Annotated in this window: 15 protein-coding genes; 10 read left to right on the top strand and 5 right to left on the bottom strand. The window is 64.1% G+C overall.

Annotated features, from left to right (window positions below; all coding sequences use genetic code 11):
• Positions 1-9: 9 nt before the first annotated feature.
• The gene (locus tag AC1DYC_RS27215; protein ID WP_477410869.1) at positions 10-321 is read right to left on the bottom strand and encodes a winged helix-turn-helix transcriptional regulator; all 312 of its coding nucleotides are present in this window, start codon (positions 319-321) and stop codon (positions 10-12) included.
• A 150-nt stretch (positions 322-471) separates the two neighbouring features.
• A complete protein-coding gene (locus tag AC1DYC_RS27210; protein WP_477410871.1) occupies positions 472-606 on the bottom strand; it encodes a hypothetical protein in 135 nt (44 codons plus the stop codon).
• Here AC1DYC_RS27210 and AC1DYC_RS27205 point away from each other — a divergent pair, their 5' ends adjacent.
• Positions 607-1,650: an FAD-dependent oxidoreductase gene (locus tag AC1DYC_RS27205; protein ID WP_477410868.1), complete on the top strand. Its 1,044-nt coding sequence runs from the start codon at positions 607-609 to the stop codon at positions 1,648-1,650.
• A 32-nt stretch (positions 1,651-1,682) separates the two neighbouring features.
• Here AC1DYC_RS27205 and AC1DYC_RS27200 read toward each other — a convergent pair whose 3' ends face one another.
• Positions 1,683-2,345: a YggS family pyridoxal phosphate-dependent enzyme gene (locus tag AC1DYC_RS27200; RefSeq protein ID WP_477410794.1), complete on the bottom strand. Its 663-nt coding sequence runs from the start codon at positions 2,343-2,345 to the stop codon at positions 1,683-1,685.
• Positions 2,346-2,493: 148 nt separating this feature from the next.
• Here AC1DYC_RS27200 and leuS point away from each other — a divergent pair, with 148 nt between their 5' ends.
• The 3 genes from leuS (at position 2,494) to AC1DYC_RS27185 (ending at position 8,678) form a co-directional block, all read left to right on the top strand.
• Positions 2,494-5,121, top strand: coding sequence for a leucine--tRNA ligase (leuS, locus tag AC1DYC_RS27195; RefSeq protein WP_477410793.1), 2,628 nt, complete (start codon positions 2,494-2,496; stop codon positions 5,119-5,121).
• Entirely contained in the window at positions 5,108-5,686 is a 579-nt protein-coding gene (gene lptE, locus AC1DYC_RS27190; protein WP_477410792.1) for an LPS assembly lipoprotein LptE, read from the top strand. Before leuS ends, lptE begins: the two co-directional genes overlap by 14 nt.
• Before the next feature lie 460 nt (positions 5,687-6,146).
• The gene (locus tag AC1DYC_RS27185; RefSeq protein ID WP_477410791.1) at positions 6,147-8,678 is read left to right on the top strand and encodes a DNA translocase FtsK; all 2,532 of its coding nucleotides are present in this window, start codon (positions 6,147-6,149) and stop codon (positions 8,676-8,678) included.
• A 78-nt stretch (positions 8,679-8,756) separates the two neighbouring features.
• Here the strand turns inward: AC1DYC_RS27185 and fsa are convergent, their stop codons facing one another.
• Positions 8,757-9,413 (bottom strand): fructose-6-phosphate aldolase, encoded by a 657-nt coding sequence (gene fsa, locus AC1DYC_RS27180; RefSeq protein WP_477286363.1) that lies wholly within the window; start codon positions 9,411-9,413, stop codon positions 8,757-8,759.
• 91 nt (positions 9,414-9,504) lie between these two features.
• Here fsa and AC1DYC_RS27175 point away from each other — a divergent pair, with 91 nt between their 5' ends.
• The 4 genes from AC1DYC_RS27175 to AC1DYC_RS27160 all read left to right on the top strand — a co-directional run bounded on the left by AC1DYC_RS27175 (position 9,505) and on the right by AC1DYC_RS27160 (position 15,847).
• Positions 9,505-11,688, top strand: a complete 2,184-nt coding sequence (locus AC1DYC_RS27175) for a primosomal protein N' (RefSeq protein WP_477410790.1) — start codon at positions 9,505-9,507, stop codon at positions 11,686-11,688.
• Positions 11,689-11,915: 227 nt separating this feature from the next.
• Positions 11,916-14,174, top strand: coding sequence for a TonB-dependent receptor (locus tag AC1DYC_RS27170; RefSeq protein ID WP_477410789.1), 2,259 nt, complete (start codon positions 11,916-11,918; stop codon positions 14,172-14,174).
• A 9-nt stretch (positions 14,175-14,183) separates the two neighbouring features.
• The gene (locus AC1DYC_RS27165) at positions 14,184-14,564 is read left to right on the top strand and encodes a hypothetical protein (protein ID WP_477410788.1); all 381 of its coding nucleotides are present in this window, start codon (positions 14,184-14,186) and stop codon (positions 14,562-14,564) included.
• Entirely contained in the window at positions 14,561-15,847 is a 1,287-nt protein-coding gene (locus AC1DYC_RS27160) for a RhtX/FptX family siderophore transporter (RefSeq protein WP_477410787.1), read from the top strand. Before AC1DYC_RS27165 ends, AC1DYC_RS27160 begins: the two co-directional genes overlap by 4 nt.
• 11 nt (positions 15,848-15,858) lie before the next feature.
• Here AC1DYC_RS27160 and AC1DYC_RS27155 read toward each other — a convergent pair whose 3' ends face one another.
• Positions 15,859-17,025, bottom strand: coding sequence for an MFS transporter (locus tag AC1DYC_RS27155; protein ID WP_477410786.1), 1,167 nt, complete (start codon positions 17,023-17,025; stop codon positions 15,859-15,861).
• Between the two features lie 155 nt (positions 17,026-17,180).
• Between AC1DYC_RS27155 and AC1DYC_RS27150 the strand changes: the two genes are divergently transcribed.
• Both AC1DYC_RS27150 and AC1DYC_RS27145 read left to right on the top strand, forming a co-directional pair.
• Positions 17,181-18,920, top strand: coding sequence for an IucA/IucC family protein (locus AC1DYC_RS27150; RefSeq protein WP_477410785.1), 1,740 nt, complete (start codon positions 17,181-17,183; stop codon positions 18,918-18,920).
• Complete coding sequence (locus AC1DYC_RS27145) at positions 18,917-19,981, top strand: GNAT family N-acetyltransferase (RefSeq protein WP_477410784.1); 1,065 nt, start codon at positions 18,917-18,919, stop codon at positions 19,979-19,981. Before AC1DYC_RS27150 ends, AC1DYC_RS27145 begins: the two co-directional genes overlap by 4 nt.
• The last annotated feature ends 174 nt before the right edge of the window (positions 19,982-20,155 follow it).

Here is a 20,155-nt window from a genome sequence, read left to right as displayed (position 1 = left end):
CAGCGGCCCTCAGGCGTCGAGTTTCAGCCCCGCGGCATGGTTTTCAGACCAGCGAATAATCTCGTCGAAAACGGGTCGAAGGGCGAGTGCAACAGAGGTGAGCTCATATTCCACCCGCGGCGGCACTTCGGCGTAGCAGGTGCGACTCAAGAGACCGTTTTGCTCGAGATCGCGCAACTGCGTGGTGAGCATATGTTGCGTAATGCCTGGGATCGCGCGGCGCAACTCGCCGAAGCGCCGCCTGCCGTGAACGAGCTGCCAGAGGATCTCGCCTTTCCACTTCCCTGTCAGGATCCGCATCGCAGCGTGGAAGCGTTCCATAGGCTGTCCACGACACTCTTCGGCAGGCGCTGAAGCCTTCATTTCCTCAATGGTCTGCATTTTCATCCTATACCACAAAAAGCATCCTACTTGCCAATTCGATATTAGATCACAAAATTTGCCGAGGTAAAGGGACTGGCCCTGCCGACCCTAATCAACGAGCGAACAGGTGAAGAAGTGAGCGTGGAAGTTGCAGACGAAAAGAATGTCGCGGTTCTGGAACGAAAGGTCGGCGACGTCGTCATTTACGGCGGCGGCATTGCCGGCGCTCTCCTTGCGCGGCAATTGTCCACCACTGCCAAGGTGATCCTGGTCGATCCCCTCGATTATTTCGAGGTGTCGATGGCGGCACCGCGCAATCTGGTGAAGCCCGACTTCTCCAGGCAGTCCATCATGCCCTTTGCCAAGGCTCTACCTCTAGTCGATCATGTCGCTGCGCGCCTGATCGAACTTACCAGCGAGGGCGGTATCGTCGAAGGCGCTTCCGGCCGGAGGTTTCTTGTGACCGGGAAGGCGGCCGTCCTTGCCACGGGAAACCGCTTCGCCAACGAACTGGTGCGCGGCCAGGAAGGCAGCGGCGCTGACCGCCAGGCGTTCTATCGGCGGTTCCATGATCGCCTTGCAGGCGCCGAGCGCATTCTTCTTGTCGGCGGCGGGCCTATCGGCGTCGAAGTTGCCGGTGAGATTACCGAAAATTGGCCAAACAAGCATGTCACGCTGGTCGAGTCCCAGCCACGCCTCTTGCGAGGCACGTCCGAAGCTGCCGCGGCCCGCGCAACTGCCATTCTGGAAGAACGGGGTGTGACGATCCTGACGGGGCAGCGCATCGAAGGCCTTTCGTCCTATTTGCAAGACGTGTTTGCCGGCAGTGGCGAGGTGACCACCAATACCGGTCGGGTCATCGCTTACGACCTCGCAATATTGTGCGTTGGAGGGCGGCCGAACACCGGCTTCATGAAGCAAAACTTTGCCAGCCGGCTGACGCCAGATGGCCACGCCATGGTGGGAGCGGACCTCAGGGTGAAAGGAGAAACAAGCGTTTTTGCGCTCGGCGACATTACCGATCTTGCTGAAAACAAGATGGCGTTTCACATCAGGGGGCATGTCAAGGTCGCGGCGGCCAACGTTCGCGCCATACTTTCAGGCAAGGCGCCTTCGCTGTCCTACAAGCCACGGACCGGTGATCCGACGATGTTGGTGACGCTTGGCAGCCGCACCGGCGTTGCGCACCTTCCGCTGTTTGGCCACACGCGGTGGTCATGGCTTATCCGCAAGATAAAAGCCGAGCACATGCTGGTGCCAAATTACACCAAAATATTCTCGCTCTGACGCGGCCGCCCGCCGAAGATCGACGTCACGAACTACCGGCTCCCGAAGATCGCCGAGCCGACGCGGACGCTGGTGGCGCCGAAGGCGATGGCGGTCTCATAGTCGCCGGACATGCCCATCGACAGTTTTGTGACACCGGCCTCCTTGCTGAGCTTTTCCAGCAGGGCGAAATGCGGGCCGGGGTTTTCGTCGGCCGGTGGGATGCACATCAGGCCCTCGATGGCGAGGCCATGGACATCCCTGCAGCGGGCGACGAAGGCGACGGCGTCGCGCGGCTCGATGCCGGCCTTTTGCGGCTCCGAGCCGGTGTTGACCTGAACGTAGAGCTTTGGTGCACGGCCTTGCCTGGCAATCTCCTTGGCGAGTTCGGCTGCGATCTTCTCGCGGTCGACGGTCTCGATGACGTCGGCCAGCGCAACGGCTTCCTTCGCCTTGTTCGACTGCAACGGGCCGATCAGATGCAGCTCGATGTCGGGGAATTCCTGTTTCAGAGCCGGCCATTTGGCCTGCGCTTCCTGCACCCGGTTTTCGCCGAAGACGCGCTGGCCGGCTTCGATGACCGGGCGGATGGCGTCGGCTTCAAAAGTCTTCGACACGGCAACCAGCGTCACCGAACCGGCGTCGCGGCCGGCCTCGCGCTCGGCAGCGGCGATCCTCGTCTTGACGGCGAAAAACTGTTCGACGGCGCTCGTCATGCCTATATCCTGCCTGTCTTTAATCGTCCTGGCCGGCTCGCCGCAGTTGACGGGTCCGGCAATCCATGGTGAACACCGCGACGACATTTACCTTGGCCACCGGGCCTTGTCCGGCGGTCTGCGCCTGCTTTTAAGTGAAAATCATCCGATGGCAACCGAACGATATAATCCGCGCGCGTCTGAGCCCAAATGGCAGAAAGCCTGGGCTGAAAAGAAGCTGTTCGAAGCGCACAACAACGACCCGAAGCCGAAATACTACGTGCTGGAGATGTTCCCCTATCCGTCGGGGAAGATCCATATCGGCCATACCCGAAACTACACGATGGGCGACGTGGTGGCGCGCTACAAGCGGGCCAAGGGTTTCAACGTGCTGCACCCGATGGGCTGGGACGCCTTCGGCATGCCCGCCGAAAATGCTGCCATGCAGAACAAGGTCCATCCCAAGGAATGGACCTACGCCAACATCGCCGCCATGCGCGAGCAGCTCACGATGATGGGCCTGTCGCTGGACTGGTCGCGCGAGTTCGCTACCTGCGACGTCGACTATTACCACCGCCAACAGATGCTGTTCCTCGATTTCGTCGCGAAGGGGCTGGTGACGCGCAAATCCTCCAAGGTCAATTGGGACCCGGAGGACATGACGGTGCTCGCCAACGAGCAGGTCATCGAGGGGCGCGGCTGGCGCTCGGGCGCGCTGGTCGAACAGCGCGAGCTGACGCAGTGGTTCTTCAAGATCACCGACTACGCGCAGGACCTGCTGGATTCGCTGAACGGTCTCGGCGAGTGGCCGGAGAAGGTCAAGCTGATGCAGCAGAACTGGATCGGCCGCTCGGAAGGGCTGCTGATCCGCTGGCCGCTGGCAACACCCGTTGGCGATGCGCACGAACTGGAAGTCTACACGACCCGGCCCGACACCATTTTCGGCGCGTCGTTCATGGCGGTTGCCGCCGACCATCCGCTGGCCAGGAAGGCTGCCGAGACCAATGTCGAGCTGGCCAAGTTCATCGACGAGGTCCGCCATATGGGCACGTCGGTGGCCGCACTGGAGACGGCCGAGAAGAAGGGCTTCGACACCGGCATCCGCGTCGTCCATCCCTTCGACGATTCGTGGACGCTGCCGGTCTATGTCGCTAATTTCGTTTTGATGGAATACGGCACCGGCGCCATTTTCGGCTGCCCGTCGGGCGACCAGCGCGACCTCGACTTCGCCAACAAATACGGCCTGCCGGTCATCCCGGTGGTGATGCCGGAGGATGCCGATGCAAAGACCTTCCAGATCACGGAAGAGGCCTATGTCGACGATGGCGTGATGATCAATTCGCGCTTCCTCGACGGCATGAAGCCGGAGCAGGCCTTCGGCGAAGTCGCGAAGCTTTTGGAGCAGAAAAGCATCGGCGGCCGGCCGATGGCCGAGCGCAAGGTGAACTTCCGCCTGCGCGACTGGGGCATTTCGCGCCAGCGCTATTGGGGCTGCCCGATCCCGATGATCCATTGCGAGGATTGCGGCGTGGTTCCGGTGCCGAAGGCCGACCTGCCGGTCAAGCTGCCCGACGACATCGAGTTCGACCGTCCCGGCAACCCGCTCGACCGTCACCCGACCTGGCGGCATGTCAAATGCCCGCAATGCGGCAAGGATGCGCGCCGCGAGACCGACACGATGGACACGTTCGTCGATTCGTCCTGGTATTTCGCGCGCTTCACCGCGCCCTGGGCCAATGAGCCGACCGAGCCGAAGGCTGCCGATGACTGGCTGGCGGTCGACCAGTATATTGGCGGCATCGAGCACGCGATCCTGCATCTGCTCTATTCGCGCTTCTTCACCCGCGCCATGCGCGAGACCGGGCATCTGGACCTGGCCGAGCCGTTCAAGGGCCTGTTCACGCAAGGCATGGTGGTGCACGAGACCTACCGTGTCGGCGGCGCCTCGACCAATGGCCGCTGGCTGTCGCCGGCTGAGGTCAGGATCGAGGATGCCGGCGGCAAGCGCCGCGCCATCGAAATCGCCACCGGCGAAGAGGCGGCGATCGGCTCGCTCGAAAAGATGTCGAAGTCGAAGAAGAACACGGTGAGCCCGGAAGACATCACCGACGGCTACGGCGCCGACACCGCGCGCTGGTTCATGCTGTCGGACTCACCGCCCGAGCGCGACGTCGAATGGACCGACGATGGCGCCGCCGGTGCGCATCGCTTCATCCAGCGCATCTGGCGCCTGGTGTCGATCGCCGCCGAGACGCTGGACGACGTCAAGCCGCAAGCGGCGAAGGAGGGCGAGGCCGGTGTCGTTTCCAAGGCCGCGCACAAGATCCTGAAGGCCATCGGCGAGGACATCGAAAAGCTCGGCTTCAACCGCGCCATCGCCCGCATCTACGAGCTGGCCAATGCCTTGACCACGCCGCTCAACGACGTTGCCGAAGGCAAGGCCGATGCGGCGCTGAAAGGCGCCTGCCGCGAGGCGGTGGAAATCCTGGTGCATGTGGTCGCGCCGGTCATGCCGCATCTGGCGGAAGAGTGCTGGCACACGCTGGGCGGCGCCGATCTGGTCGCCGAACGGCCGTGGCCGGTCTACGATCCGGCGCTAGTCGTCGACAACGAGGTTGTGCTGCCGGTCCAGGTCAACGGCAAGATGCGCGGCTATTTGACAATTGCCCGCGACGCGGACCAAGGTGCGGTCGAAAAAGCGGTTCTGGCTCTCGACTTCGTGCAGAAAGCGCTGGAAGGTAAGGCGCCCCGCAAGGTGATCATCGTGCCGCAGAGGATCGTCAATGTCGTTACCTGATCTGGAAAAGACGACGCGTTTGCTGCGCCGCGCCGCGCTTTACAGCATGGTCGCCTCGATGGCGCTGGTTTCAGCCTGCACCGTGCGTCCGCTCTATTCGAGCGCGCCGCTGACGTCCGGCTCGACGCTCAGCGCGTCGGCGGAACTCGCCTCGATCGCGATCAAGCCGGTCAAGACCCGCTACGCCCAGCAGGTCCGCAACAATCTGATCTTTGCCTTTGGCCAGGGCGCCGGCGAGCCGCCGGCACCGGTCTACATGCTCGATCTCGGCGTCACGGAGTTGGTGGAATCAGCGGCGCAAGTGCAGATCCAGACCGACGAGGACGAGCCGACCGCAGGCACGGTGACGCTGACCGCAAACTATGTGCTGATCGACGCCAAGACCGGCGCCGTCATCGCCACCGGCAAACGTTCGATTCCGTCATCCTTCGACAAGCCGACGCAGGAGTTCGCCTCCTACCGGGCGCAGATCGACGCCGAGAACCGCGCTGCGCGCGAACTGGCTGAAATGGTGAGCCTGTCGGTCGCCCAGGATCTGGTCAAGCACGGCAAAAAGGCTGGCTAGCGCCGCTTTCGGTTCACGGGAAACGCCATCTCGATTTTAAAGCGCGTCGCGCTGAAACGGATTCATGCGACGCGCTTTAAGTCTTTGTTTGATGCATGTCGTTCTCTAAAAACCGGAACCACTTTTGAGCGACATGCATTAGAGCATTTCACCGTTTCACAGAAACGGCGAACTACTCTAACTCTTTGTTTTTTCGCAATTCCGGACGGAAAACCGCAGACACTTTTCCTGGAATTGCTTTAGTGCCCGGCCCGCTTCGCGATGGCCGAGGGTTCTTCCTTTTGACCCGACGCATGTGGATGAGAGGATGATCGTGGGATGACGATCGTCGGCTCGAATCCGACCCGCGCACCGTCGCCGTGAAAGATATATTTCGGCCGCTCCAAAAGCGCTGACGGGAAGCAACTGTTAACCACTCGCTCCCTATTGCTCAGCAGACATTTCAGAGTGAGTCTTGAGAATGGAATCCAAGCGTTTTCCTCGGGTCAATTCATTGAAGCCAGCTTCGCCCGATGGCCCCGAGGGGAAGCGTTCAAACGGCATCAGCGGCAAGGTGGATGGCCGGCATGCCGGCCCGAGCAGGGCCGGCAATCTTCCGCCACCTGTTGATCTCGGCGGCAATGAAAGCCCTGCCTGGCAGGATTATTTCTTCCTGGCGCCCAATGTGCGGTTCACGCGCACGCCGGACTATGAAGCCAGCACACGCCGCCACACCTCGCGCGAGCAGGGGGATGCCGGGCAGAACGAGCAACCGACGCAGCCGGTGCCGCAAGCAACCGCATGGTCGATCGCGCCGTCGCATCCGGCTTTGCCCGCGCCGACGAGCGATCGCAATCCTGCCCTGGACGCCGCTCGGCCACCCGCCGGCAGCGCGGCCCATGCCCATGGCAACTCAAGGCAGCCTGCCTCGCCCGGTCATCCCGGTGACAAGGCAAGGGCGGGGACGGCCGCCGCGGCACGCACATCTGCAGCGCCTGCCCAGGGAACGGCGGCATCGGTCCCCTCACAAAGCCGCGGGAATGCGCGCTGGCCCTATCTGTCGGATCACGTCTTCTTCGAACTCATGGCGCCCTACATGATCGAGAGCCCGTTGCCGGCACCGCAGGCGGTTCCGCGTCCGGCCGCACCCGTTGCCGGCCCACGGGTCGACAGCCTTGCCGTGACGGCGGCCGATCCCACCGCATTGTTCCGTGTCATTGACTGCCTTCCGGGCCTGCAGGCTCCGTCTGCTGCGCCGGAGGTCCGTCCGGCCAACTCGAACCAAGCCGCGGCTCAGCCCGCGGCGAGCAGCACGCCGCAGCGCGCCCGGGCGGCGGTCGCGGTTCCCACCGCTCCGGCGCGGGTCGCGCAAGGCGCGGAAGAGACCGTACAGGCTCCGGCCATGCGCGTGTCGGCGCCGCTGTCCATGGCGGGCAAGATCGTGCCCGCCACGGCCGATGGGGCATACGAACTCCCCCCGGAAGAGTTGCTGCAGCAGCCGCCGGAAGGGCAAGGCTTCTACATGTCGCAGGAGCGGCTCGAGCAGAATGCCGACCTCCTGGAAAGTGTGCTCGAGGATTTCGGCGTGCGCGGCGAAATCATCCATGTTCGTCCAGGTCCGGTCGTCACCCTCTATGAATTCGAGCCGGCGCCGGGCGTCAAATCGTCCCGCGTCATCGGGCTTGCCGACGATATAGCGCGTTCCATGTCGGCGGTTTCGGCACGCGTCGCCGTCGTGCCCGGCCGAAACGTCATCGGCATCGAGCTTCCGAACGAGACTCGCGAGACCGTCTATTTCCGCGAGCTGATCGAATCGCAGGGTTTTCGCAAGACCAGTTGCAAGCTGGCGCTTTGCCTCGGCAAGACGATCGGCGGCGAACCCGTCATCGCCGAACTGGCGAAAATGCCGCATCTGCTGGTCGCCGGTACCACCGGCTCCGGCAAGTCGGTCGCCATCAACACCATGATCCTGTCGCTGCTCTACCGGCTGAAGCCAGAAGAATGCCGGCTGATCATGGTCGATCCCAAGATGCTCGAGCTCTCCGTCTATGACGGCATCCCGCATCTTCTGACCCCCGTCGTCACCGACCCCAAGAAGGCGGTCACCGCGCTCAAATGGGCGGTGCGCGAGATGGAGGACCGCTATCGCAAGATGGCACGGCTCGGCGTGCGCAATATCGACGGCTACAATGAGCGCGCCGCCCAAGCCCGCGACAAGGGTGAGGCGGTCGTCATGACGGTGCAGGCGGGCTTCGAAAAGGGCACTGGGGAGCCGTTGTTCGAGCAGCAGGAAATCGACCTTGCGCCGATGCCCTACATCGTCGTCATCGTCGACGAGATGGCCGACCTGATGATGGTCGCGGGCAAGGAGATCGAAGGCGCGATCCAGCGCCTGGCACAGATGGCCCGCGCCGCCGGCATCCATCTGATCATGGCCACGCAACGTCCCTCGGTCGATGTCATCACCGGCACGATCAAGGCGAACTTCCCGACCCGCATCTCCTTCCAGGTCACGTCCAAGATCGACAGCCGCACTATTCTGGGCGAGCAGGGTGCCGAGCAACTGCTCGGCCAGGGCGACATGCTGCACATGATGGGCGGCGGGCGTATTTCGCGTGTTCACGGCCCCTTTGTCTCCGACGCGGAGGTCGAACATGTCGTGGCGCATCTGAAGGCGCAGGGCCGCCCCGAATATCTGGAAACCGTGACGGCGGACGAGGATGAGGAAGAAATCGAAGACGACGAGGGCGCGGTCTTCGACAAGGGATCCATCGCGGCCGAGGACGGCGATTCCAGTTATGACGAAGCGGTCAAGGTGGTGGTGCGCGACAAGAAGTGCTCGACATCATACATCCAGCGCCGCCTTGGCATCGGCTACAACCGCGCCGCTTCCCTGGTCGAGCGTATGGAAAAGGAAGGCCTGGTCGGCGCACCCAACCATGTCGGCAAACGCGAGATAATCATGGGGCGGCGCCCGCCGGCGGCCGCGCCTGACGATAAGGGGACGGACTGATCGGCGAAGGGGCTCCTTCTGAAGCACAACAAAAAAAGCCGGTTTCCCGGCCTTTTTTATTGATATCCAAACCCGATCTCAGCCGATCTTCTGGCCGGTCTTGGCCCAGTCGGCGGCGAACTGATCCAGACCCTTGTCGGTCAGGGGGTGCTTGACCAGCGCCTTCAGCGTTGCCGCCGGCGCGGTCACGACATCGGCGCCGATCAGGGCTGCCTGTTTGACATGGTTCACGGTGCGAACCGAAGCGACGAGGATCTCGGTGTCGAAATCATAATTGTCGTAGATCTGCCGGATCTCCTGGATCAGCTCCATGCCGTCGGCACCGGTATCGTCGACACGGCCAACGAAGGGCGAGATGAAGGAGGCGCCGGCCTTGGCTGCCAGCAGCGCCTGGTTGGCCGAGAAGCACAGCGTCACATTGACCAAGCGGTTCATCTCGGTGCGGATCGTCCGGCAGGCGCGCAGGCCGTCGAGCGTCAGCGGCACCTTGATGCAGATATTGTCGGCGATCTTGGCCAGAATCTTGGCCTCGGCCATCATGTCCTTGTACTCGGACGCGACGACCTCGGCCGAAACCGGGCCCTTGACGATGTCACAGATCTGCTTGGTGACTTCAGCGATCTTGCCGCCGGATTTCAGGATCAGCGAGGGATTGGTGGTGACGCCGTCGAGCAGCCCCAGGTCGTTCAGTTCCTTGATGTCCTTGATGTCAGCGGTGTCGACAAAAAATTTCATGGGGGGTCTCCTGAAAGATTTCCATGTGCATGCCATGCACATTCGGGGTTGCCCTTTGATCTAGACCAAAGTCGGGGCAAGGTCACGCCCGATGATCGAAGATTCGCCCTTTGTCGCAGCCGCGCCGGTGCTGGTGCCGATGCCGGCCGAACGGCCCTACACCTATGCGGTGCCCGCCGGCATGCGCGTGGTGCCGGGCTCGATCGTGCGCGTGCCGCTGGGTCCGCGCCAGGTTGCCGGCATCGTCTGGGACGGCGTGACCGAAAAGGTCGATGCCAAGAAATTGCGGCCGATCGAGCAGGTTTTCGACTGTCCGCCGATCGATCGCGGCATGCGCCGCTTCGTCGACTGGATCGCGCAATACACGCTGTCGCCGCCCGGCATGGTGGCGCGCATGCTGCTCCGCGCGCCGGAGGCGTTCGATCCCGAACCATGGATCGAGGGCCTGCAGCGAACCCTTCTCATGCCCGACCGGATGACGGATGCGAGGACACGCGTGCTGGAGACGGCCGAAGGTGGCCTCGCCTGGACGCGCTCCGGGCTGGCGCATGCTGCCGGCGTGTCGTCGACGGTGATCGAGGGGCTCAAGGCGCAAGGCGTGTTCGAGACGGTGATGATCCCGCCGCGTCCGGTGGTCGCCGCGCCCGATCCCTCCTACGCCCTGCCGGAGCTGATGCCCGACCAGGCCGATGCCGCCGCCATGCTGCGCGGCAATGTTGCGGCGGGCGCTTTCAACGTAACGCTGCTCGACGGCGTCACCGGATCGGGCAAGACGGAAGTCTATTTCGAAGCGGTGGCGGCGGCTCTCGACCAGGGCAAACAGGTGCTCATCCTTTTGCCGGAAATCGCGTTGACCCACGCTTTCCTCGAACGCTTCCAGCAGCGTTTCGGCGCCAAGCCGGCCGAATGGCATTCCGATCTGCCGCCCAGGATGCGCGAAAAGGTCTGGCGGCAAGTGGCGGAAGGCGGCATTCGCGTCGTCGCCGGCGCGCGCTCGGCGCTGTTCCTGCCGTTCCGGGAGCTCGGCCTGATCGTCGTCGACGAAGAACACGACCCCGCCTACAAGCAGGAGGACCGCGTCTTCTACAATGCGCGCGATATGGCGGTGGTGCGCGGCCATATCAGCAGCTTTCCGGTGGTGCTGGCATCGGCGACGCCATCGGTCGAAAGCCGGGTCAATGCACAACAGGGCCGTTACAGCAGGGCGGTGCTTTCGGCGCGCTTTGCCGAGGCCGCCCTTCCCGATCTGAAGACAATCGACATGCGGCGCGCACCGCCGGCGCGCGGCGGCTTCCTGTCGCCGCTGCTGATTGACCAGATGCGACGCACGCTGGAGAGACAAGAACAGTCGCTGCTGTTCCTCAACCGGCGCGGCTATGCGCCGCTGACGCTGTGCCGGGTCTGCGGCCACCGCTTTGGCTGTCCGGTCTGCTCGGCCTGGCTGGTCGAGCACCGCTTTCGCGGCCAGCTCGTCTGTCATCATTGCGGGCACAATGAGAAACGGCCGGAGGCCTGTCCGGAATGCGGCACGCTCGACCATCTGGTGGCGTGCGGGCCGGGCGTCGAGCGCATCGCCGAAGAGGTCGTGGTGCATTTCCCCGATGCCCGCACCATCGTCTTGTCATCAGACTTGATGGGTGGCGTGCGGCGGCTGCGGCTGGAGCTGGAGGCCATCGCCAATGGCGAGGCCGACATCGTCATCGGCACGCAGCTGGTGGCCAAGGGCCATAACTTCCCCAACATGACGCTGGTCGGCGTCGTCGATGCCGATCTCGGTCTCGCCAATGGCGATCCGCGCGCCGCCGAGCGCACTTTTCAGCTGCTAAGCCAGGTGACCGGGCGTGCCGGGCGCACCGGCAAGAAGAGCCTAGGCCTGCTGCAGACGTTCCAGCCGGATCATCCGGTGATGCGGGCAATCGTCTCAGGAGACGCCGAGGCGTTCTACGAGCGCGAGATCGCCGAGCGTGAGCGGGCGGCCCTGCCACCCTTCGGTCGGCTCGCCGGCGTCATCGTCAGCGCGGTGACCCGGGCCGAGGCCGAGGGCCATGCGCGCGGCCTGCGCCGCGCAGCACCCCAGGCCAGCGACCTGTTCGTGCTTGGCCCGGCCGAGGCGCCGCTGTCGCTGCTTGGCGGGCGTCACCGTTTCCGCCTGCTGATCCAGGGCGAGCGGCGGGCCGACATGCAAGGCTTCATCCGCACCATGCTGGCCGAAGGACCAAAGCAGCGCGGCTCTGTCCGCGTGCAGGTCGACATCGATCCCCAGAGCTTTTTGTAAGCTCAACGGCTAGTGCCGACGGCGGCGCCCCGAAGGCGTTTTGTCAAGAAAGCTCAGTGCCTTAGCATCCGCTAAAACGCTCGCGGCTGATGTATCCAACTCCCGTTTCGTCTGCTGACTAATCTTGATCAAAAAACTCATAAAATAAATGTTGACTCGTTTTATCATGAATTATAACTGGGCCTTTCCGCTCTGGCACTGGGGACCAGGGCATGGATGGGGGCAGCATGCGCAAATTTTACGTTTCACTTCTTTGGTCATCGGCTTTGGGTTCGTCGATCCTGGCAGGCACGGCCTTTGCCCAGGAAGCCACCGCGACAGACAAGCAGGGAGCCACCGTGCTCGACCAGATCCTGGTCACCGGCCGCAACGAACGGTCCATTTCCAGCGTTGCCCAGTCTGTCCAGGTCGTGGAACGGGAACAGGTCGAGGAAGCCGCGCAGGAGAATATCGACGCCGCGACCCTGATCAGCCGCATCGTGCCCGGCTATGCGCCGCGCAACCAGACCATTTCGGGCGCCTCGGAAACCTTCCGCGGCCGCAGCGTTCTCATCATGGTCGACGGCGTGCCGCGCAACACGCCGCTGCGTGACGTGTCACGCATCCTGTCGATGATCGACCTGAATTCGGTCGAGCGCATCGAGGTCATCAACGGCGCTTCCAGCCTCTACGGCGCCGGCGCCACCGGCGGCACGATCAACTTCATCACCAAGCGCGGCGACAGCGACAAGCCGAAGGTGACGGTGCGCACCGGCGTCACCGCTTTCACCGAGAATCCCGGCAAATCGGCCGGGCCTAGCACCAGCGTCTCGGTCGAGGGCAAGAAGGGCGACTTCGACTATTTCTTCTCCGCCTCCGGCGATCTGTCGCGCCGCACCTATGACGGCCACGGCAACGAGATGGCTTCGGACGCCATGCTTGGGCAAGGCGGCGGCGACCGCACCGGCACGGGCAATCTGTTCGGCGTGGCCGGCTACCAGTTCGATGCCAGGCGCTTCGAGGTCAGCGTCGACTGGACCTATGCCAACCAGAAGCCGGACTGGTTCACCGATTACACGACCAATCCCGTCTCCCCGGATTTCGGCGATCCCTATGAAGGCAAGCCGCTGAAGGAAGATTCGAAATACCTGACCGCCAAATACACCGACAGCGACTTCGCGCTCGGAAACCTCGAGGTCAAGGCGTTCTACAACGACATCTTCAAGCAGTCGCCCTTCACCAAATTCTCGGCCGTCAACAGCCAGGTGTATTTGCCGTTCAATCCGACGCGGCCGGTGATCCTGCCGCCGGGCAGCGACCCGACGGCAGACTTCAACCAGACGGCGCTGCAGTCGCGGCGCAGCGGCGTCAACCTGACCGTCAACACGCCGATGGACTTTATCACCCAGGGCAGCACGCTGACCTGGGGCGCCGACTATGTCTTCGACACCACCGATCAGCAACTGACCAACGGCCAGGACGCCATCTCGCCCACGACCCAAAACTCGGTCGCCTTGTTTGCGCAGGGCGAAATTCCGGTGACGGATCGTTTCCGCATCAGCGGCGGCGCGCGCTACGACCAGTTCTACCTCAATGTCGAGGACTTCACCCGGCCTGCTGCCGCGGTCCTGCTTGGCCGCAACATTATCGGCCTGCCGGCGATCCGGGTGACCGGCGGCTCGTTCGACTACGACGCCGTCACCTTCAATGCCGGCGCCGTCTACGATGTGACCGAGAGGATGCAGCTCTTCGGCAATTTCTCGCAAGGCTACAGCCTGACCGACATTGGCGGCTTCACCCGCCGTGCAGGGTTGAACTCGAACGCCGAAACCTGCGACGCCTATGGCACGGCGATCCGGCCGCTGCTGCCCTGCACCAACGCGCCGGACTATGCGATCAGCTATGCCGATATCGCGCCCGAGCCGCAGCTGGTGAACACCTGGGAGGCCGGCCTGCGCGGTGACTGGGGCGACTATCGCGGCGGCGTCAGCACCTATCTGTCGACCTCCGACAACGGCGTCAGCTACGACATTGTCAACAACCGCGTGTCGCAGCAGAAGGAACGCATCTGGGGCGTCGAAGCCAATCTCGAGGCGGACCTCAACAGCATGTTCACGCTGGGTGGGTCGGTCGGCTATGTCGAAGGCAAATACGATGCGGATCGCGACGGCCACATCGAAGCCAACGAATATCTGCCCAACAACCGCATCCCTTCGACCTACAAGGGCCTGGTCTATCTCATGACCCATTTCGAGAACGAGTTGACGCTGCGCAGCGAACTGGAGCTTTTCTCGGGGCGCGACCGCATCGCCACCCAGGAACTGGACGGTGCCGCGCTGGTCAATCTCGCGGTCTCGAAGAAGTTCGCCAATGAGAGCGTGCTGAACCTTGCCGTGCGCAATTTGTTCGACACCTACTACATCAACCCTTCCGCATCGGCGACACGCGGTGCCGACGTTCCCGGTCTGGGGCGTTCCGTCGCGCTGTCCTACCAGATCACCTTCTGAGGGGCGGCGATGACGGTGTCCCTCCAACGAAACGGTGCACTGGTCTCGCTGCTGGCGGAAGCGCCCGCCGATCCGGCGGATGGCGGCGCCTATGTCGAGGCGCTCAGCTGCCTTTCGCTGGAACAAGAGCCGTTCGTGCTGCTGGTGGATATCGGCATCGAACTCGATTTGAGCGACGCCCAGCGCAAGGCGCAAAACCTCTGGTACAAGGCGGAGCGAGAGCAGCTCGAAAAGGTCTGCCGCGCCTGCGCGCTGGTGCGCTCGGCCGTCGACGAGAACATGCAGCGCGTCTGGCAAAGCCTGTTCGGCTTTCCGGTGCTCGTCACCCGCAGCCGGGCGGAGGCCGACGCCTTCCTGAGCGGTTACGCACCGAAGGAATATGCCAAATGAGCGGCGACGCGGACCGGCCGGCGCCCGCCGGGCTTTCGCGCCTGCGGCTTTTCGTCGTCCTGGCCTGCCTTTATCTGGCGCAGGCCATCCCGAGCTATCTGTTTGCCGCGGCGATCCCGCCGATCCTGCGCGAGCAGGGTGTGTCGCGCACCGCCATCGGCATGATGGCGCTGCTGATGCTGCCGCTGGTGCTGAAATTCCTGTGGGCGCCGCTGGTCGACCGCTTCCGGCCGCTGGCCCGCGCGCATCGCGCCGGCTGGGTCATCATCACCCAGATCGGCGTCATCGCCGTCATCGCCGCCATGCTGTGGATCGAGCCGACCGATGTCGCCGGCATCTTTGCCGTCGGCCTCACCGTCAGCCTGCTGATGTCGACGCAGGATATCGCCACCGACGGCTATGCAGCCAAATATCTCGACCCGAAGGACAGACCGATCGGCAATGCGATCCAGGGTGGCGCCGTCGCGCTCGGCGTCGTTCTCGGCGGCACGCTCGGCCTGCTGGCCTATCATCATGCCGGCTGGCAGACCATGGTGGCCATGGTGGCCGCGCTGTCCGTCATCCCGCTGTTTGCCGCCTTCGCCATGCGCGAAAGCGATCCTGTCGCCAGCGGCCCGCAGGCGGCCATCGACCGCCCCTCCATCCTGCGTTTCGTGCGCCGGCCCGAGGCGCGCCAGATCCTGTGGATCGCGCTCATCTACCGCGCCAGCGAAGGGCTGGTGAAATCGATGGAAGGCTCCTATCTCGTCGATGCCGGCGTGCCGCTCGACGTCATCGGTTACCTCTCGGGTGGTGCCGCGCTTACCGTCGGGCTCGGCGGCTCGGCGCTGGCGGCATGGCTGCTGCACAAAAGGGGCGCCGCTTCGGTGCTCGGCCTGCTCGGCGCGCTGCGCACCATCTGCTTCCTGATCTTCGCGCTGCATGCTTTCGGCGCAATCGCCGGCTTCTGGCCGATCTTCGGCGCCTCGTTCCTGCAGACGCTGGTGCGCTATATGGAGATCGTGGCGCTCTACAGCCTGTTCATGGCCGTCACCTCGTCGGACCAGCCGGGCACCGATTTCACCATCCTGTCCTGCGCCCAGCTCATCGTCTACCTCGTCGGGTCCATGCTTGCCGGGCGCCTCGCCGACCTGCTCGGCTACGCCGCGCTGTTCACCCTGGCGACCGCGCTGTCGGGCATCGCCGTGGTGGCGACCTATCGCATGCTGAATGCCCATTTTGCCGATGCCGCAAAAGCCCGGCCGGGCCCTTCTATGCAGTCGCTGCCGGAGGTCGCCGAATGAGCGCGGTTTGGCTAGCGCTTCCGAACCATGGCTGCGAGACAGGCAGCGGCCAGCGCCAGCGCCGCGCAGCCGGCCAGCGGCGCAAAGGGCCAGAGCGTGAAGGCAAAACCGCCGGCCAATGCGCCGATGCTCTGGCCGAGCACATGGGTGCTGGTGAGCCAGCCGGCCGCCGCGCCCTGCTCGCCGGGTTGCAGGCGCTTCATCAGCCAGGCGGTGTAGCCGGGCGTCGCCAGCGCAATGCCGGCCGCCGCCACCACCAGGGCAGCAGCCGAGAAGACATGGCTGGCCGTGACGGCCAGCATCGTCATGCCTGCGCAGACCAGAAGGCAGCCGACGACAACGCTGTTGCGCTCAGCCAGCCGCAGGCGCGCCACGACCAATCCCTGAACCAGAACCATGACGACGGCCACCAGCACCAAAGCGAGGCCGGTCACCGTCGTCGCCTGCGTCGCCGCGAGGGCGAAGCGCTGCTGGATCATCGGACCGAGCATCATCTGCACCTGTCCGAAGCCCAGCGTCAGGCACAAGCCTATCACCAGGCAAGGCAGAGCGCGGCGGTCGAATGGCGATATTCCGCGGCCGGCATCGGCCACTTTCCCGTCGGTCTGTCCGCTGCTTTGCTCTCTACCCGGCGCCAACCACAGCAGCAGCGGGCTGAACAGGAACAGGATGGGCGGCAGCAGCGGCGACAGCACGGCGACCGCCGCCGGCAACGCGCCGGCCAGCCGTCCCATGCTGACGCCGGCGCCGAGCAGCCCCAGCGCGGCCTGGCGCCTGTCGTCGGCGACCGAGCGGCTGGCCCAGACTTGCGCCGTCGGCATGACGCCCGATGCGGCGAAGCCGTAGACGAAGCGCGAGAGCGTCAGCAGGGCGATGCCGAGCGCGGCGCTGGTCCTGGCTATCAGCAGCATGGCGAACACCGCCTGGCCGGCCAGCATGGCGAGGCCAAGCAGGCGCAACAGCCTGGCGTGACCAAGCCGCTCGCCCATGCGGCCCCACAGCGGCGAGCCGACCAGGAAGGCCGCCGCACCGATCGCGGTTGCCGCGCCGATGGCAAACGTGTCGAGCCGCAGCCGCTCTATCACCAGGGGAACGAGCGACACGAAGGCCGACTGGCCGAAGCCGATCGCGGAGACCGCGATTGCGAGGCGGCGAAGAAGGGAAGATCGATTTTTCATATTACTCATCACAACGAAAAGCCTATTTCTCGTTTTGTCTAAATAATCAATAGAAATATTTAAAGTATTAAAAGTATAATATCTTATATATACAGTATCGTATGGAATTAACGAGGACGGGTATGCAAAATGTAAAGCCAGAAACTTCCTCTGCGTTGAGTCCGTTCCTCAATGCGTTGCTGCGGGAATGGGATGGCTGGGAAATCATCGCCGGGAGCCAAGCCGGGCTGTTCCGACCGCAGGCGAATGTGCTGCGCCTGAACTTCGCTGCCTCGCACGCGGCCGTGCTCATCGAGGCGCGGCATCGCTCGAAGGTCGGCTACCACGATTTCGCGATGCCGCTGTGGCGGCTCGATGCCGATGGCGAAGCGACCGAGATCGACCTTTTCAGCCTCTTGGCGCTGATCCTGGCGGAGCCCGACATTGCCGGCAGGGCGACACCGAAAAGCCGGCTGACCTTCCTGCGCCGCAGCCTGGCCAGCATCGCCGCGATCACTGAGGTGACTGCGGCGCGCGGCTCATCGCGGCCCTTCTCCGAAAGCGATCCGGATTTCATCGAAGCCGAAAGCGCGCTGCGCTTCGGTCACGCCGTGCATCCGGCGCCGATGAGCCGCGAAGAATTCACGCAGACTGATTCCGAGCGCTTCGGGCATGAATACGGCAACGATTTCAGGCTGCGCTGGTGGGCCGTCGACCCGGCCATCCTTGCCGGCGGCAGCGTCGAACCGCTTGATATCACCGACATGGCCCGCGGGCTTGCCGCCAGCGACCGGGAGTTGCTCGCCCGTGCCGACCGGGAGCCGAGCAAGGTTCTCGTTCCGATGCATCCATGGCAGGCAGCGCGGCTGATGCTGGAAGATCGCGTCGAGAGCCTGTTCCGCGCCGGCCGCATTGTCGATCTAGGGCTCGGCGGGCCGGCGTGGCGGGCCACGACGTCGCTGCGTACGATTCATTCAGCTGAGGCCGCGTGGATGCTGAAATTCTCACTCAGCCTGCGGCTAACCAATTCCCGGCGCATCGTCGAGGAGCATGAATGCCGGCGCGGCCTTTCGGTCCATCGGCTGGTCAAGGGCAGCCTTGGCGACGCCTTGCAGAGCCGCTGTCCGACCATGACGGTGCTGGGCGAGCCGGCCTGGTTCGGCCTGCGCGACGAGGGCGGCCGGCTGATGACGGACACAATCGTCTCGTTCCGCGAAAATCCTTTCCGGGGCGCGGGCAGTCCGCGGGCTGCCGTTCTCGGCGCGCTTTGCGAGCGCCATCCCGGCCGTAGCGAGAGCCATCTGTCCGACCTGATCCGCCGCATCGCCCGCGACGAGAAAAGATCGGTCGAGGAGACGGCGCGTCTATGGTTCGAGCGTTTCCTCGCAACCGCCATCGAGCCGTTCATCATCGCCTTCTCGGAATTCGGCCTGCTGTTCGGCGCCCACCAGCAGAATCTCGTCGTCGGTCTTTCCGGAGGCTGGCCGAATGCACTCTATTTCCGCGACTGCCAGGGCACCGGCTATGTCAAGGAATTCCTGCCCAGGCTGCGCGAATTCCTGCCCGAGGCCGGTCAGGCGGGAGACCATGTCTTTCCGGCGGCGGCGGCCGCCAAGCTGTTCGGCTACTACCTGATCGTCAACGGCGCCTTCGCCGCCATCGCAGCCCTTGCCGCCGCTGGCCTCGCTGGGGAAGACGATCTGCTGGCGATATTCCGCCGCTCGCTCGAGCGGCTGGCCGCCACGCCGATGACCGACAGGTCCTGCGTCGACTATTTGCTCAACGCGCCGACGCTCTCTGCCAAGGGCAATTTCCTGATCGCACTGCGCGACATCAACGAGAACACCGAGGTGACCGACCCGCTGGCCGGTTACGTCGAGCTTCCCAACCCCCTGCATGTGAGAGAGTACGCATGAACATCGAGGCTGCGAAAAACTGGTCACCCGCCACCGCTGCCGGCAACGACGGATGGCAGCATCTTGCCTCTGCCGCGGAGCCGCTCGCCATCCGTGCCGGGGATGGGGATGTCAGCCTGGTCGGCGCTGACGGAACAGCGGTCGGACAGGCCCGCATCTCCATCGCCGATGGCCGCCTGCTTATCGATGACGTCGCCTTCGCCGCCGGTCGCCTCGACCAGCCGCAGATCCTGGCAGGTCTCGTCGATGCCGCGCTCCGACTGCATCCTTCCTTCGACCGCGCCTTCCTGCCGGCGGCCAAGGCGCTGTGGCCGGTTTCGACGCTGGCCACCGAGACGGAAGCGGGCGAGCCGGAACGCGCCATCATCCATCGCTCGGTTCTGCGCCAGCTGCCGCTGCTGTGGCGCAGCCAGGCCTCGCATGTGACCTATCCGGCGCTGACAACCGCGATCGGCCCGGAAGACCGGCTGCCGCCACTGCGGCAACCGCGGCCCTGCGGCCCGATGTACGAGCGTTGGATCCCGGAGATCGGCCTGACCGTGTCGCTGCGTCCGATCGACCGCCGGACCGATCTCGATCTCTTCCATCGCTGGATGAACGATGGCCGCGTCGCCTTCTTCTGGGAGCTTGCCCAGAGCCATGAGGAGCTCGACAAACATCTGGCCGAGCAGGAAAGCGATCCGCATATTTTCGGCGTTATCGCCAGCTTCGACGGCGAGCCGACCGGCTATTTCGAGTTCTACTGGGCCAAGGAGGATCGGCTCGGGCCTTATTACGAGCCGCTCGACTGGGACCGCGGCTGGCATGGGCTGATCGGCAATACGCGCCATCTCGGACGGCCGAAGACGCTGGCCCTGTTCCGTTCCGTCACCCACTATCTGTTCCTGGACGAGCCGCGCACGCAGCGCATCGTCGGCGAGCCGCGCGCCGCGCACCAGAAGATGCTGAGCTATTGCGTCGACGCAGCCTACGACAAGGTCAAGGAGTTCGACTTTCCGCACAAGCGCGCGGCGCTGGTCTGCTGCGAACGGGAGCGCTTCTTCCGCGAGGTTCCGCTGTGACGGTGCAGCAACCGATCGCCAAGGCGGGGACACGTTGGACCGCGATCAACCGCGAGGCGGTCGCCAAGGCCATTTCCGAGCTGACCTTCGAGGAGTGCCTGGCGCCGCGCGAGCTTTCGCCCGACCGATGGGAGCTGGCACCCGGCCCTGGCGTGACCTATTGCTTTGCCGCGA

It is taken from the genome of Mesorhizobium sp. P2_E7 (genome assembly GCF_056403855.1).
This window is presented reverse-complemented; position numbering and strand designations above follow the sequence as displayed.

Coding starts and splice junctions, on each gene's coding strand:
- AC1DYC_RS27215 (WP_477410869.1), bottom strand. CDS start 321: ATGGAACGCTTCCACGCTGCGATGCGGATCCTGACAGGGAAGTGGAAA.
- AC1DYC_RS27200 (WP_477410794.1), bottom strand. CDS start 2,345: ATGACGAGCGCCGTCGAACAGTTTTTCGCCGTCAAGACGAGGATCGCC.
- leuS (WP_477410793.1), top strand. CDS start 2,494: ATGGCAACCGAACGATATAATCCGCGCGCGTCTGAGCCCAAATGGCAG.
- lptE (WP_477410792.1), top strand. CDS start 5,108: ATGTCGTTACCTGATCTGGAAAAGACGACGCGTTTGCTGCGCCGCGCC.
- AC1DYC_RS27185 (WP_477410791.1), top strand. CDS start 6,147: ATGGAATCCAAGCGTTTTCCTCGGGTCAATTCATTGAAGCCAGCTTCG.
- fsa (WP_477286363.1), bottom strand. CDS start 9,413: ATGAAATTTTTTGTCGACACCGCTGACATCAAGGACATCAAGGAACTG.
- AC1DYC_RS27175 (WP_477410790.1), top strand. CDS start 9,505: ATGATCGAAGATTCGCCCTTTGTCGCAGCCGCGCCGGTGCTGGTGCCG.
- AC1DYC_RS27170 (WP_477410789.1), top strand. CDS start 11,916: ATGCGCAAATTTTACGTTTCACTTCTTTGGTCATCGGCTTTGGGTTCG.
- AC1DYC_RS27165 (WP_477410788.1), top strand. CDS start 14,184: ATGACGGTGTCCCTCCAACGAAACGGTGCACTGGTCTCGCTGCTGGCG.
- AC1DYC_RS27160 (WP_477410787.1), top strand. CDS start 14,561: ATGAGCGGCGACGCGGACCGGCCGGCGCCCGCCGGGCTTTCGCGCCTG.
- AC1DYC_RS27155 (WP_477410786.1), bottom strand. CDS start 17,025: ATGAAAAATCGATCTTCCCTTCTTCGCCGCCTCGCAATCGCGGTCTCC.
- AC1DYC_RS27145 (WP_477410784.1), top strand. CDS start 18,917: ATGAACATCGAGGCTGCGAAAAACTGGTCACCCGCCACCGCTGCCGGC.